This is a genomic window from Paenilisteria riparia FSL S10-1204, from assembly GCF_000525995.1.
Lineage (GTDB): Bacteria > Bacillota > Bacilli > Lactobacillales > Listeriaceae > Listeria_A > Listeria_A riparia.
Map to the genome: position 1 here is coordinate 40,779 of NZ_AODL01000004.1, position 13,349 is coordinate 54,127.

Genomic DNA, 13,349 nt, shown 5'->3' on the forward strand with positions numbered 1-13,349 from the left:
CGAAAACATACAATGAGAAACTTTCAGGGAAGCAAGTAGTAGATGAAGCTTGTTTGTTTCCTTGGATGAATAAGGTGGTGTCACAATGGACCAAAAATCACAAAAAGAAGAGCAACGACGCATTGCCGAAAACAAAGTAGAAGCATCACGCTCCGAACAAAATAGCAAACATAAGAGAACAAGCATCACACTGAATGTTCTTATTATCTTAGTAAGTGTACTCATCATTGCAGTTCTATGGCTCTGTTTTTTTTTTTAACGGCTGAGGATACAAAAGAACCGCAAGAAACAAAGCAAGCAACCACACAACAAACTAAAGATACAAACAAAAGATGAGACCAAGAAAAAAGATACACCCGAGAAGCCAAAAGAAGAAACAGTTACTGAGAAAAGCGATGATCCAAACGTATCGAAAGTAATTACGAAAGACTGGAAAGTGATCCCAACAGAGCAAAAAGGCGATCACATTAATTCCTATGAAATGGATAGTCAAGACTGGAGCGAAAAAGTGGCTGCTTTTTCAGAAGCAACAGGCATTGATAAAGGTGATATGACGGTTTGGTATGTGGGACGTGGAGAAAATCCGGCAACACAATCTGTAGGAACTATTTCCACAAAAGAAGATCCAGACAAGGCGTACCGCATTTACATTACATGGAAAGACGGTTCAGGGTGGCAACCAACAAAAGTAGAAGAACTGAAATCAAATGACAAGAAAAATTAGTACAAAGCTGTGTTTCGACTCTGTTCGGGCACAGTTTTTTTAGGAGGATGACACATGGGGAAAATTGCTATTATTGGTGCGATGGAAGAAGAAGTAATGATATTACGAGAAAAGCTCGTGAATTTGGAAGAAGTAACGATTGCTAGTGCAGAATTTTACGTAGGGGAACTTGCAGGAAAGGAAGTTGTTTTGCTGAAATCTGGTATCGGGAAAGTAAATGCTGCGTTATCCACCACGTTATTATGCGATCATTATGATATTTCATTGATCATTAATACGGGCTCGGCAGGCGGAATTGGCGCAGAACTAGAAGTAGGGGATGTCATTATTTCTGACAATGTTGCTTACGGAGATGTGGATGCAACTGCATTTGGCTATACATATGGACAAGTTCCACAAATGCCAGCACAATATCAAGGCGATGCTAACGCGATGCAACTGGCGCAACAAGTATATCAAGACAATTTTTCTGAAGGTAACAAAGCGGTGTATGGCCTTGTTGTAACAACGGATTCATTCATCCATCGTCCAGACCAAAGAGAGATGCTTACGACATTTTTCCCAGAAGTGAAGGCTGTAGAAATGGAAGCCTGTGCGATTGCGCAAGTAGCCTACCAATTCGAGATACCGTTTTTAATTATCCGTGCACTTTCTGATGTTGCAGATAGTGAAGCGAGCATTTCTTTTGATGAATTCTTGGCGACGGCTGCTGCGAACTCATCTGTGTGCATTTTGCAGTTATTAGCGCGATTATAGTCAAAAAAAGCCCGCGAAACACGATTGTGCTTGGCGGGCTTTGCTTTTATACGAGGTCGTTTGTTAACTCTAGGAATTCCTTGACGTCGTCAACAGCGATTTCTAGTGCGCTTTCCCAGAAATCTGGTTTTGTTAAGTCGATGTTTAAATGTTTTTGAGCTAATTGTTCGGTTGTCATCGCGCCAGTGTCTTGTAGTAAGGCAATGTATTTGTCTTCGTAGCCGCTTCCTTCTGCTAATGCTTGGTGGTAAATGCCTAACGAGAACAAATAGCCGAATGTGTAAGGGAAGTTATAAAATGGCACTTCTGCGATGTAAAAATGCAATTTGGAAGACCAGAATTGTGGGTGATATTCTGATAACGCATCTTTAAACGCTTCACGTTGCGCTTCTTCCATCAATGTATTTAGTTGATCTGCGGACACAAGCCCATCCTTCCGCGCCTCATAAAAACGTGTTTCAAACAAGAAACGAGCGCGAATGTCCATAAAGAAGGCAATACTACGACCAATTTTATCTTCTAAAAGAACGATTTTTTCTTCTTTTGTCGTAGCCTCTTTCACGGAAGCATCGGCAATAATCATTTCTGCAAAAGTAGAAGCAGTTTCTGCCACATTCATCGCATAATTCGTATTTTCGAACGGTTCATCACGAATCACGTGCGAGTGGAAGGCATGTCCTAATTCGTGAGCCAATGTCGCAACCGTCCCAGGAGCGCCGTCATACGTCATGAAAATCCGACTTTCCCTCTCTAATGGGAAATCTGTACAAAAGCCACCAGGGCGTTTATTATCGCGGTCTTCGGCCTCAATCCATTGCTGTTCAAACGCGTGTTTTGCAAAACTAGCCATTTTGGGACTAAATTTCGAGAACTGTGTCAAAATAAAATCCGCACCTTCTTGGTACGTATATTTCTTTGGCTCAGAATCCAGCGTAAGTGGTGCAAAAACATCATGAAAACTCAATTTTTCAATACCGAAAAGTTGGGCTTTCCGATTTAAAAAAGTCCACGAATGTTGCTTTATGCTTCTCGATAACTTCCCACATAATTGCGAGCGTTTTTTCATCCAAACGGTTGATAGCTAGCGGTTCAGAGAGAACGTTGTCCCATTTACGTGTGCGATATACAGCAAGTCGGAAGCCAGCAAGGTGATTTAGCGTATCACTAAATAATTGCGATTTCTCTTGCCATGCTTTCCCGTATGCTTCAAAAACAGCGACACGAACGGCACGGTCAGGATGGCTAAGCAAATTCAATGCTTGACCAGCTGAAACTTCTTTGTCCTCGCCATCAATCGTTACAGGCACGCGAATCGTTGCTACAATCGTATCGTAATGATCCGACCAACCGCGATAACCGTCGACATTTAGCGCGCTAATCACCGTTTCCTCATCACGTGTTCCTTTTTTCTTCCGATTATCACGAGCCTCATTTAATACGAAGGCAATCTCGTTCAAGCCATTTTCTTGTAGTAAAGAAGTCCAGACATCATCTGAAATAAGGGTGAATTTCTCATGCCATTCATTTTCAATCGTTTCTAATTCAGATAATTGTTGGTACACGCCGCCAGAAAGTTCGACCGCTCTCAAATCACGCGTATCGGCAGAAGATAAACATTCTAAAAATGCCGCTGCGTTCATTAATTGTTTCGCAATTTCTGCATTTTGGTTAATCAATAATAAAAATTCACTCACATCCGCTGAGCCGCTTGGAATATCCCAAGTGCGCACCGCTTGTTTAAATGATGCGATTTCCTTCGTTGTTTCCGCCAAGGCTTCTAAAAGCGCCTCTGAGCCACTTCCACCCGAATAAATCGCGTCTAAATCCCAGACTAGAGCATAGTTTTTTGACATAATAATCCCCCTTGAAATAGGTATTTTCCACTTCATTATAGCACTTCTTACAGATTTTTTTGTAAAATACGCCGAAAGATGTTAAAATTTATTAGGATTACAAGTTAGTGAACTGATTAAATAAGAAGAGGTGCCTATTTTGCTAAAAAAATTCTCGCCGGATAAAATGTTAACATCGCCGTTTGGTATTACCGCCGACCAACTGCGAAAAATGGGGAAAACGACGGTATTAACTGATTTAGATAATACGTTACTCGCTTGGGATCAACTCGATGCGACCGATGAAATCTCGAACTGGTTTCGTCTGTTAGAAGAAGAAGGTATTAAAGTGATGATCGTATCGAATAATAACGAAGAACGCGTGAAGCGAGTGGCCATCGCAACTAAAATTCCGTATTTAGCAAAAGCGAAGAAACCACTAGCAACGGCGTTCCAACAAGCGTTAGCCGACCTTGGTTCAACGCCAGAAGAAACCGTGATGATAGGCGATCAGATCATGACTGATATATTTGGTGGCAATCGCCAACGTTTGACGACTATTTTCGTGCGCCCTGTAAAAGACACAGACGGCTTTGCGACGAAGTTCAATCGTTTCATGGAACGAATAATTTTGAAAAAACTAGCTAAAAAATCAGAACTAAAATGGGAGGATTCTCTGTGACCGAAGAAATTAGATGTATTGGCTGTGGAGCCGTGATTCAAACAATCGATAAAAGCAAACCGGGCTACGCGCCTGAATCTTCTTTAGAAAAAGAAGACGTTATTTGCCAGCGTTGTTTCCGCTTGAAACATTACAATGAAATTCAAGATGTACCACTAACTGACGATGACTTTTTGAAGATTTTAAATCAATTAGGAACGAAAGAAGCTTTGATTGTTTATGTTGTCGATATTTTCGACTTTGATGGCAGCTGGTTACCGGGCTTACACCGTTTTGTCGGCAATAATCCGGTGCTACTCGTTGGAAATAAAGCGGATTTATTACCGAAATCATTGAAACGAGAGCGCTTGACACAATGGATGCGTGGTCGTGCCCGTGAACTTGGCTTAGCGCCAACAGATTGCGTCCTTGTTAGCGCCGAGAAAGGCCATTCTTTTGAAGCACTGCTTGAGAAGATTGAAGAAGAACGTGATGGTCGTGATGTCTTCGTTGTAGGCTGTACAAATGTTGGTAAATCCACACTAATTAACCGCATTATCAAAGTGGCTACTGGCGAAAATAACGTCATTACAACATCCCAATTCCCAGGTACGACATTAGATAAAATCGAAATTCCACTCGATGATGGAAGCGTACTAGTCGACACACCAGGAATTATCAATCACCATCAAATCGCGCACGTCGTTGATGCAGCGACACTAAAAGTCATTTCACCGAAAAAAGAAATCAAACCGCTTGTCTTCCAGCTAAACGAGGAGCAAACATTATTCCTTGGCGCACTGGCACGATTTGACTACACAAGTGGTGGCAGGAGATCGTTTGTCGTCTACACATCAAATAATTTAATGGTTCACCGCACGAAGCTTGAAAAAGCGGATAATCTATACGAAACACAAGCCGGCAAATTGCTATATCCACCAGGCGAGACAGATGTTGAAGCCTTACCAAAATTAGTACCGTACACATTCTCCATCAAAGAAAAAGCAGATATCGTCTTTTCCGGATTAGGCTGGATTACAGTCCCAGAAGGCGGAGCAAAAGTCACTGCTTGGGTACCAGATGGCGTAAGTGTTACTATCCGCAGATCTATCGTATAAGGAGGAGAGCCAATTTATGAAGAAATTGTATTGCGTTATCGGCAACCCAATTGCTCATTCCCTTTCTCCAGCGATGCATACTGCCCTTTTAGAAAAAAATCAGCTAGATGCAAGCTACGTTCCATTTTTGCTGGAAGAAGAAACATTCGCTGATGCCATGCTAGGTTTAAAAACGCTTGGTATCAGTGGTTTTAACATCACAAGCCCGTTCAAAGAGAAAATTTTGCCGTATCTGGATGTAATTGATGCAGAAGCAAAAGCTTGTGGTGCTGTCAATACAGTGGTTGTGTGCGATGGTAAATGGACCGGTTATAATACAGATGGCGCAGGCTATTTGGAAGGACTCCAAACCATCAAACCAATCACACATACAGATCGAATGCTTATTTTAGGTGCTGGCGGTGCAAGTAAAGCGATTTTCCACGCGCTAGCCAATCGCACAGATGCCAACATAACCATAGCCAATCGCACAGTAGAAAAAGCGGTAAATATGGTGACGGGCACCACCCACGCGGCAATTAGCTTGCAGGAAGCCGAGACCAATCTCGCGAATTACACCATTATCATCCAAACAACATCCGCAGGTCTCACAAAAGAAAACCCAGAATTACCAATCAGTCTGCAAAATTTAGCACCAGGCACCATCGCCTCAGACATTATTTACAATCCCGCTAAAACAGCCTTTTTAGAAGAAGCAGAAACTCGCGGTGCCATCATTCAAAACGGCTTACCAATGTTCGTAAATCAAGCCGCTATTGCCTTCAAACTCTGGACAGGCCTTGATGCGGACCGTGAATTAATGAAACAAATTGTATTGAAACAAGTAGGAGGAACCGAATGTTAACCAATGTACAAAAGCGTTTTTTACGTAAAGAAGCTCATGATATCGATGCCATTTTTCAAGTAGGAAAAGGTGGAGTATCGCCGAATTTAATCAAGCAAGTCGCAGAAGCTCTTGAAGTTCGCGAATTAATCAAAATCTCGATTCTACAAAATTGTGACGAGCCAAAAGAAGAAGTAGCCGAAATGATTAGTTCGCGCTCTGGCTCTGAACTTGTTCAAATCATTGGTCGCACCATTATTCTATACAAAGAATCGCGCAATAAAAAACAAATCCAATTGCCATAAGAAGGTGGAATTGCTTTGAACGCAAAAATCGGTATTTTAGGTGGTACATTTGATCCGCCACATCACGCACATTTAATTATTGCTAATGAAGCGCGCATCCAACTAGGCCTTGAAAAAATTATTTTTTTACCAAATGCTATTCCACCACACAAACAAGAAAGTGGCTTAGCAAGCAATGCAGACCGTTTGCAAATGCTTGACTTGGCAATTAAAGATAATCCCTATTTCGAAATAGATGACCGCGAAATGAAGCGAACAGGGAAGTCCTATACGTACGATACGATGTTGGAAATGACAAAAGAGTTTCCAAATGCCGCGTTTTCCTTTATAATTGGCGGAGATATGGTTGAATATTTACCAAAGTGGTATCATATTAATGAATTGATAAAGCTTGTGAACTTTGTTGGCGTCAATCGACCTCACTATGAAGGAAACACGCCATACGACATTGAGGAAATTCAAGTTCCCGCGATGGACATATCTTCGTCCTTGCTACGAGAGCGCTTGGCAGCAGGATTGCCAATTGATTATTACGTTCCTGAACAAGTGAGCAAGTATATAAAGGAGCATCATTTATATGAATAGAGAAGAAATTTTAGAAGCCGTAAAAGAAGCTATGCCTGAAAAACGTTTCATCCATACGTTAGGTGTTGAAAAAACAGCATTAGAGCTTGCGGAACATTACGATATTGACGTAAAACAAACGAGTACTGCGGCTTTATTGCATGATTATGCGAAATATGTGGATAAAGAAGCAATGATGGCAATGATGGTCGAACAAAAAATGGATCCAAAACTATTCACCTACAATCAAGAACTGTGGCACGCTCCCGTAGGCGCTTTTTTAGCAAAAGAAAAGTTTGGCGTAGAAGACGAAGCTATTTTACAAGCAATCGCTTGCCATACAACAGGAAATGCTGCGATGAGTACACTGGATAAAATTATTTATTTGGCAGACTATACGGAACCAAATCGCTCTTTCCCTGGCGTTTACAAGGCTCGCCGTTTGTCTTTTGACTCGTTGGATGCCGCGATGCTTTTTGCCCTAGCAAACACTATTACTTTTTTAATCACGAAAAGACAACCGATTTTTCCAGATACATTTGAAGCATATAATTATTTTGCACGTTTACAAATTGAAGGTGAGGTATAACTATTGAAAAGTCATGATTTATTAATGTTAACCGCGAAAGCAGCGGATGATAAGCGAGCAGAGGATATTCTGGCGCTTAATATGGAAGGCTTATCCGCATTTGCCGATTATTTCGTTATTTGTCACGGTAATTCCGATAAGCAAGTACAAGCAATTGCTCAAGAAATCAAAAGAAAAAGCGCAAGAAAATGATGTAGATGTGAAACGCTTAGAAGGTTTTGATGCCGCTAAATGGATTTTGCTTGATCTTGGCGATGTGATTGTTCACGTATTCCACAAAGATGAGCGTAGCTACTACAACCTTGAGAAACTTTGGGGAGATGCACCGTTAGAAAATATTGAAGCAGCTTTTACCATGTAAAGAATGCGAGAGGGGCTGGAGACGGCTCCTTTTTTTATTGGAGGAGATAAAAATGAGTTACGAGTATTTTCCTAATTTTTATGATGCACTCATGGACGAGGAGCTGTACGACAATTGGTTTTCTTTTGCAAAGCCCTATTTACCCGAACTAGGCGGAAAAGTGCTTGACGTGGCTTGTGGAACGGCTGAGCTTGCTGTTAGATTGGCAAAGAACGGTTTTGAAGTGACAGGTGTAGACTTATCAGAAGAAATGCTAGCCGTTGCAAGTGAGAAAGCATTGCGCGAAGATGTGCCACTAACGTTGCTAAAACAGGATATGTCGCAGATAGAAGCGCTAGATACATTTGATTTGGTGACGTGCTTTTGCGACTCGCTTAACTATTTAGAAACCCAAGCACAAGTTCACGGCACACTGCAAAGCGTATATGCCAACTTAAAAGAAGGCGGTATTTTCTTGTTCGACGTCCATTCCGTTTATAAAGTGGACGAATGCTTCAAAGATTACAGTTATGGCGATAGTGATATCGAAATTTCATGTGTCTGGAACTCGTTTCCTGGGGAATTTCCACATTCCGTAGAACATGAATTAACGTTCTTCCGAGAAACACCAAACGGCTTGTATGAGCGCTATGACGAGCTACATAAAGAACGAACATATCCTGTCGAATGGTACCAAAAAGCAATTACAGAAGCTGGCTTTCGTAAAATAAAAATTTGTGCGGATTTTACAAATTCTGAGCCCACTAAAACAAGTGAAAGAATCTTTTTCATCTGCGAGAAATGACTTTTCTACTGGTCATTTCTTTTTTTTTTGCGTTTTAGAAGGCGGCGATTGAAAGAAGGAAAAAGAAAGGGGATGGCGAATAAAATTATTAAAGGCAGGTGAAGAAGATGTTAGATTTATGGCAAACATACAAGAAGTACATTATTGTTGTCGCCGCATTATTAGCCGCAGTAGGATTATTTTTCCTCATGCAAAAAGACGAAGAAGTGACCACAACAGACGCCGCAGCAAAAGAAGCCCCCGTTGTTGAGGCAAAAGCCGAGAAACAGGAACCAACGATATCCAAAGTATTAATCGTGGACGTAAAAGGCGCTGTAAACAAGCCTGGCGTCTATGAGTTAGCAACAGATAGTCGCGTGAAAGATGCCATTCTAAAAGCGGGAGGGCTATCACCTGAAGCAGACGTAAAACTTCTCAACATGGCTCAAAAAGTCACTGATGAGATGGTTATTTATGCTGGAAAAGTAGGTGAAGAGGGCATTCAACCAGTCACGACAGCGCAAGCCGAAGCGCCAGGGGGTAGTGATTCCAAGAGAGTAAATATCAACACGGCAGATACTACAGCATTACAAACCATTCCTGGCATTGGCGCAGCAAAAGCACAAGCAATAATCGATCATCGAGAAAAAGAAGGACTGTTCCAGAAAGTAGAGGATCTGTCAAAAGTTTCAGGCATTGGAGCTAAAACCGTAGAACGCTTGAGCGAACATATTACAGTGGAGTGAAAAGTTATTGACGTAGCGAATTCGAAAAGCATATACTTAAAGCATCAACTTTAAAGGAGCGACAAATATGCAAAGAATAGCTTGGGATCAATTCTTTTTAGCACAAAGTCATTTAATATCTTCTAGAAGTACATGCACTCGCCTAATGGTTGGCGCTACTATTGTTCGAGATAAACGTATTATCGCAGGTGGCTATAACGGTTCTATTGCAGGTGGTGATCACTGCAGTGAAGAAGGTTGCTATGTAGTAGAAGGACACTGCATTCGCACCATTCATGCGGAAATGAATGCAATTTTGCAATGCGCAAAATTTGGTGCATCAACGGATCATGCAGAGATGTATGTCACCCATTTTCCGTGTGTGGCTTGTTGCAAATCGATTATTCAAGCTGGAATAAAAGCCGTTTATTACGCGAAAGATTATAAGAACCATCCATATGCGATTGAATTGTTCGAACGAGCTGGCGTCGAAGTAAAGAAAGTACCATTCGATGAACATGTGCTTAGCAATACTGCGCAAATTGAGCAAACTATCATTCAAACGGTGCAGGAAGTCTTGCAACAAGAAGACATCCCACAAGAAACAATAACGCATTTAGAAGATAAATTAAAAGAACAATTTTTAAAATAAAGCGAGGTGAGTCTTATAGAGCGTCTTTTTTTGACGGCTACTATAGCGATTATCTTTGCTGTAATATGTACGGTTATTTCTATAAAAACCTTTCTGTTACTGGGCATACTACTTATACTTACTGTCCTATTCAAACGTTTTAATCTAGTAGTTTTCTTCAGTATTGCGCTTTTAGCAGGAGGTTTTTTCTGGTTTTCTGATAATCAGAATCAATCTGTACTTGAATCAGGCGATATAGAAGCGGTTGCTACGCTAAATGATGCGATTACAATTGATGGAGACACCTTTCGAGCACAAGTTATGTACAGAGGAGAGCGTCTTCAACTGAGCTATAAAATCGAAAATGAAAAAGAACAACAACAGTTAAAACAGTTGAAGTACGGCGATCAGTTGCAAGTAAATGGTGTTCTGGAAGCTCCCGAAAAGAATCGAAATAAAGATCAATTCAACTATCAAGCTTTTCTGTACCATAAGAAAGTGCATTGGCTATGGAAAGCGAATTCATTGAAGCCTACTAAGATATTGAACAAATCGCCGCTGCATACAATGAAGAATCTCAGAAAATCCCAGTTGGAGAAGATAGATACAACATTAGATACTAAAATCTCGCCCTATGTTGCATCATTGATTTATGGTGACAGAAGTTATATAGATACAACTGTATATAATAATTATCAACGTTTAGGAGTTGTCCATCTATTAGCTATATCTGGTCTGCATGTAAACCTTATTGTGTCAGGCTTCTTGCTATTATTTCGCAGATTAGGGTTCCAAATTGAGAAAACAGCCATAACTATCATGTGTTTATTACCTTTATATTGCCTAATGACAGGCGGTAATGCTCCAGTTGTTCGAGCTGCTCTCATGACAATTTGCTTAATCCTCGGCAACTTACTACCGATTCGTATAACTTCTTTACAGGCATTATGCTGCAGCTTCATGCTTGTCTTTTTATTTTCACCATATTGTGTATTTGAAATTGGTTTTCAACTTTCTTACGCAGTCTCTTTTGCGATTATTTTATCTGGACGAAAAATCATGCGGCGAGCAACATCTAATTTATTAAGCTCATTATACGTCTCACTAATATCCACTGTTTCTGGAATTGCAGTTATGAGTTATCATTTTTATGAATTCTCGATTATTGGTGTATTTCTAAATATCATATATGTACCTTTATTTACATTTATACTGCTACCACTCAGCTTTTTGCTACTATTTTGTTTGAATTTAGTACCGATTTTATTAGACATTCCAACAGCTATCATGAAAATAGCCGTTACAGTTTCAGAAATTTTTGCCGTCATGTTACAAAGTATCCCATTTACTACGTGGGTAACGGGTAGACCGAGTAACATCTTCGTAATTTTGCTTGTGATTCTTATCTTTTTCTTTTTTTATCAGTGGGAGAAGACTGGGAAGACTTGTCGTTATTTATTCCCAATAGCGTTATGTCTGTTTATTAGCTCCGTTAACTGGGTAGGGAAGGTTTCCTTAATTGATGTTGGACAAGGCGATAGCATATTAATCCAGTTACCTTGGAACAAAGGCAACTATGTCATTGATGTCGGCGGCCAAATGATTTTTGAGAAGGAGAAATGGGCAGAGCGTAAAGAACCCTTCTCCATCGGGAAAAACATTGTAGTGCCTGCTCTCAAATCAAGAGGCATTTCTAAAATTGATAAGTTAATCATTACACATAGTGATGCGGATCATATGGAAGGGCTAATTGATGTTGGAAGCATGATTCGCATAAAAGAGCTAATCTATGCAGATGGTGGAGAAACGAAAAGCATTATGAAAAAAGCATTACAGGCGCTACCGGAAACGCCAACAAGGAAAGTAGTAGCTGGATATAGTTGGCGAAAAGGAGCGTCTATGTTTCAAGTCATTAGTCCAAAAATAAGAGGAGAAGGTGGAAATAACGATTCTATTGTCATTGCGGCAACATTAGATAATAAGAAATGGCTATTCACAGGTGACATTGAAGCAGAGGCAGAACATGCTTTACTTGATAACCCGTTAATAAAAGCTGACATTCTAAAAGTTGGGCACCATGGAAGTAAAACATCTACAACGCCAGCATTTATTGATAAAGTTAAACCAGGTATTGCGATTATTTCTTGCGGACTAGGAAACCGCTTTGGACATCCACGTGAAGAAACATTGGCGACATTGCAAGATGCACAGGCTACTATTTATCGAACCGATTTACAAGGAGAGATTCTTTATACTTTTTCAAAAGGATTCAGCTTTGGGCTTGAATGATTTTGTGCTTGCGTAAAGTCCGAAGTTGATTTACGATAGATGTTGAGACGATGGAAAGTGGGGGTAAGAGATGATTGCAGAGTGGAAAAAAATCGAGAAAAAGCAATTTGCACCGATTTATTTAATTATCGGAACGGAAGATTATATCATTAACGAAACGAAAAAAAAGACTAGTTGCAAACATCTTGGATACAGAAGATACCGATTTTAATTATGCTAATTTTGATTTAGGTGAAACAGCCATTGAACAAGTGATTGAGGAAGCCGAAACGATTCCTTTCTTTGGTGATCGCCGCCTAATTATAGCTTCGAACCCATCATTTTTAACGACAGAAAAAACGAAGAGCAAGATAGAACACCGAACAGCTAGGTTTGAAGATTACTTAAATGAACCTGTCGATTATTCTATTTTAGTTCTCATTGCAAGAGTAGAGAAACTTGATGAACGTAAGAAGTTATCGAAATTGCTTAAGAAACAAGCGACTATTGTGGATGCTAAACGTCCGAATGATGCTGAATTGCGAAAGTGGATTCAGTCAGCCATTAAAAATAATGATTTCAGTATGGAAATGCCAGCTATTGAACGGTTGATGGAGCTGACTGGTGGACAATTAACTACAGCGATGAATGAGCTAGATAAGTTGATGTTATATAAATTAGAAAGCCGTGAAATTAGCGTAACAGATGTCGAAAGCTTGGTAGTTAGATCACTAGAACAGAATATTTTCTTGCTGCTAGATAAGATGATTACGCTAGATATTAGTGGTGCGCTTAGTATTTATTATGATTTGTTGAAGCAAAAAGAAGAACCGATAAAAATACTGGCGCTTATCGCAAGCCAGTTCCGCTTATTAACGCAGATAAAGCTACTAGAGAAACAAGGGTTTAGCCAACAACAAGTTGCTCAGAAACTAAAAGTACATCCTTTCCGAGTTAAAATTGGCGCTAGACAGGCGAAAAGTTTTTCATATGAACAGCTAACTACAACATTGGAACGTTTGGCAGAAATGGATTTTGAAATGAAGACAGGGTACGGAGATAAGGCGCAGAAGTTAGAATGGTTTTTATTCTCGTTACAGGATCAAAGAGTTAAATAGTAGTTTAGATATGAGGTTAAGCGGGGAAGAAAAGGTTAGGAATCTTTTCTTCTTTAAAACAAAAAACACCACACAATGTGCGATGTTTCGGTGATCATTCAATCGGATTAT

10 protein-coding genes and 5 pseudogenes are annotated in these 13,349 nt (G+C 40.2%); 14 read left to right on the forward strand and 1 reads right to left on the reverse strand.

What is annotated here, in order from left to right; all coding sequences use genetic code 11:
* Positions 1-85: 85 nt before the first annotated feature.
* Both PRIP_RS02235 and mtnN read left to right on the forward strand, forming a co-directional pair.
* Positions 86-724 (forward strand): annotated as a pseudogene (locus PRIP_RS02235) (YrrS family protein).
* Between the two features lie 54 nt (positions 725-778).
* Positions 779-1,480 (forward strand): 5'-methylthioadenosine/S-adenosylhomocysteine nucleosidase, encoded by a 702-nt coding sequence (gene mtnN, locus PRIP_RS02240; protein ID WP_036099214.1) that lies wholly within the window; start codon positions 779-781, stop codon positions 1,478-1,480.
* A 46-nt stretch (positions 1,481-1,526) separates the two neighbouring features.
* On the opposite strand, the pseudogene PRIP_RS02245 reads toward mtnN, so the two are convergent.
* Positions 1,527-3,333, reverse strand: a pseudogene (locus PRIP_RS02245) (M3 family oligoendopeptidase).
* Positions 3,334-3,472: 139 nt separating this feature from the next.
* Here PRIP_RS02245 and PRIP_RS02250 point away from each other — a divergent pair.
* The 12 genes and pseudogenes from PRIP_RS02250 to holA all read left to right on the forward strand — a co-directional run bounded on the left by PRIP_RS02250 (position 3,473) and on the right by holA (position 13,238).
* Positions 3,473-3,994 carry a YqeG family HAD IIIA-type phosphatase gene (locus PRIP_RS02250; protein WP_036085226.1) on the forward strand — a complete coding sequence of 174 codons (522 nt, stop codon included), beginning with the start codon at positions 3,473-3,475 and terminating at the stop codon, positions 3,992-3,994.
* Positions 3,991-5,091 (forward strand): ribosome biogenesis GTPase YqeH, encoded by a 1,101-nt coding sequence (yqeH, locus tag PRIP_RS02255; RefSeq protein ID WP_036099215.1) that lies wholly within the window; start codon positions 3,991-3,993, stop codon positions 5,089-5,091. Before PRIP_RS02250 ends, yqeH begins: the two co-directional genes overlap by 4 nt.
* Positions 5,092-5,107: 16 nt before the next feature.
* Positions 5,108-5,935, forward strand: coding sequence for a shikimate dehydrogenase (aroE, locus tag PRIP_RS02260; protein ID WP_036099216.1), 828 nt, complete (start codon positions 5,108-5,110; stop codon positions 5,933-5,935).
* Positions 5,929-6,219, forward strand: coding sequence for a ribosome assembly RNA-binding protein YhbY (gene yhbY / locus PRIP_RS02265; protein WP_036085231.1), 291 nt, complete (start codon positions 5,929-5,931; stop codon positions 6,217-6,219). The genes aroE and yhbY overlap by 7 nt, the downstream gene beginning before the upstream one ends.
* 15 nt (positions 6,220-6,234) lie before the next feature.
* Positions 6,235-6,804 (forward strand): nicotinate-nucleotide adenylyltransferase, encoded by a 570-nt coding sequence (locus tag PRIP_RS02270; protein WP_149023740.1) that lies wholly within the window; start codon positions 6,235-6,237, stop codon positions 6,802-6,804.
* The gene (yqeK, locus tag PRIP_RS02275) at positions 6,797-7,372 is read left to right on the forward strand and encodes a bis(5'-nucleosyl)-tetraphosphatase (symmetrical) YqeK (RefSeq protein WP_036099218.1); all 576 of its coding nucleotides are present in this window, start codon (positions 6,797-6,799) and stop codon (positions 7,370-7,372) included. Before PRIP_RS02270 ends, yqeK begins: the two co-directional genes overlap by 8 nt.
* Before the next feature lie 3 nt (positions 7,373-7,375).
* Positions 7,376-7,733: pseudogene (gene rsfS, locus PRIP_RS02280) on the forward strand (ribosome silencing factor).
* 52 nt (positions 7,734-7,785) lie between these two features.
* Positions 7,786-8,517 (forward strand): class I SAM-dependent DNA methyltransferase, encoded by a 732-nt coding sequence (locus PRIP_RS02285; protein WP_036099220.1) that lies wholly within the window; start codon positions 7,786-7,788, stop codon positions 8,515-8,517.
* Positions 8,518-8,624: 107 nt separating this feature from the next.
* A complete protein-coding gene (locus PRIP_RS02290; RefSeq protein WP_036099222.1) occupies positions 8,625-9,242 on the forward strand; it encodes a helix-hairpin-helix domain-containing protein in 618 nt (205 codons plus the stop codon).
* Positions 9,243-9,309: 67 nt separating this feature from the next.
* Positions 9,310-9,748, forward strand: a pseudogene (locus PRIP_RS02295) (ComE operon protein 2); the annotation flags it as partial.
* Between the two features lie 155 nt (positions 9,749-9,903).
* Complete coding sequence (locus tag PRIP_RS02300; RefSeq protein WP_052008679.1) at positions 9,904-12,141, forward strand: DNA internalization-related competence protein ComEC/Rec2; 2,238 nt, start codon at positions 9,904-9,906, stop codon at positions 12,139-12,141.
* A 70-nt stretch (positions 12,142-12,211) separates the two neighbouring features.
* Positions 12,212-13,238, forward strand: a pseudogene (gene holA / locus PRIP_RS02305) (DNA polymerase III subunit delta).
* Positions 13,239-13,349 lie beyond the last annotated feature (111 nt).

Excerpts from the sequence above, each read along its gene's own strand:
- PRIP_RS02285 (WP_036099220.1), top strand. The coding sequence starts at position 7,786 with ATGAGTTACGAGTATTTTCCTAATTTTTATGATGCACTCATGGACGAG.
- PRIP_RS02290 (WP_036099222.1), top strand. The coding sequence starts at position 8,625 with ATGTTAGATTTATGGCAAACATACAAGAAGTACATTATTGTTGTCGCC.
- aroE (WP_036099216.1), top strand. The coding sequence starts at position 5,108 with ATGAAGAAATTGTATTGCGTTATCGGCAACCCAATTGCTCATTCCCTT.
- mtnN (WP_036099214.1), top strand. The coding sequence starts at position 779 with ATGGGGAAAATTGCTATTATTGGTGCGATGGAAGAAGAAGTAATGATA.
- yqeK (WP_036099218.1), top strand. The coding sequence starts at position 6,797 with ATGAATAGAGAAGAAATTTTAGAAGCCGTAAAAGAAGCTATGCCTGAA.
- yhbY (WP_036085231.1), top strand. The coding sequence starts at position 5,929 with ATGTTAACCAATGTACAAAAGCGTTTTTTACGTAAAGAAGCTCATGAT.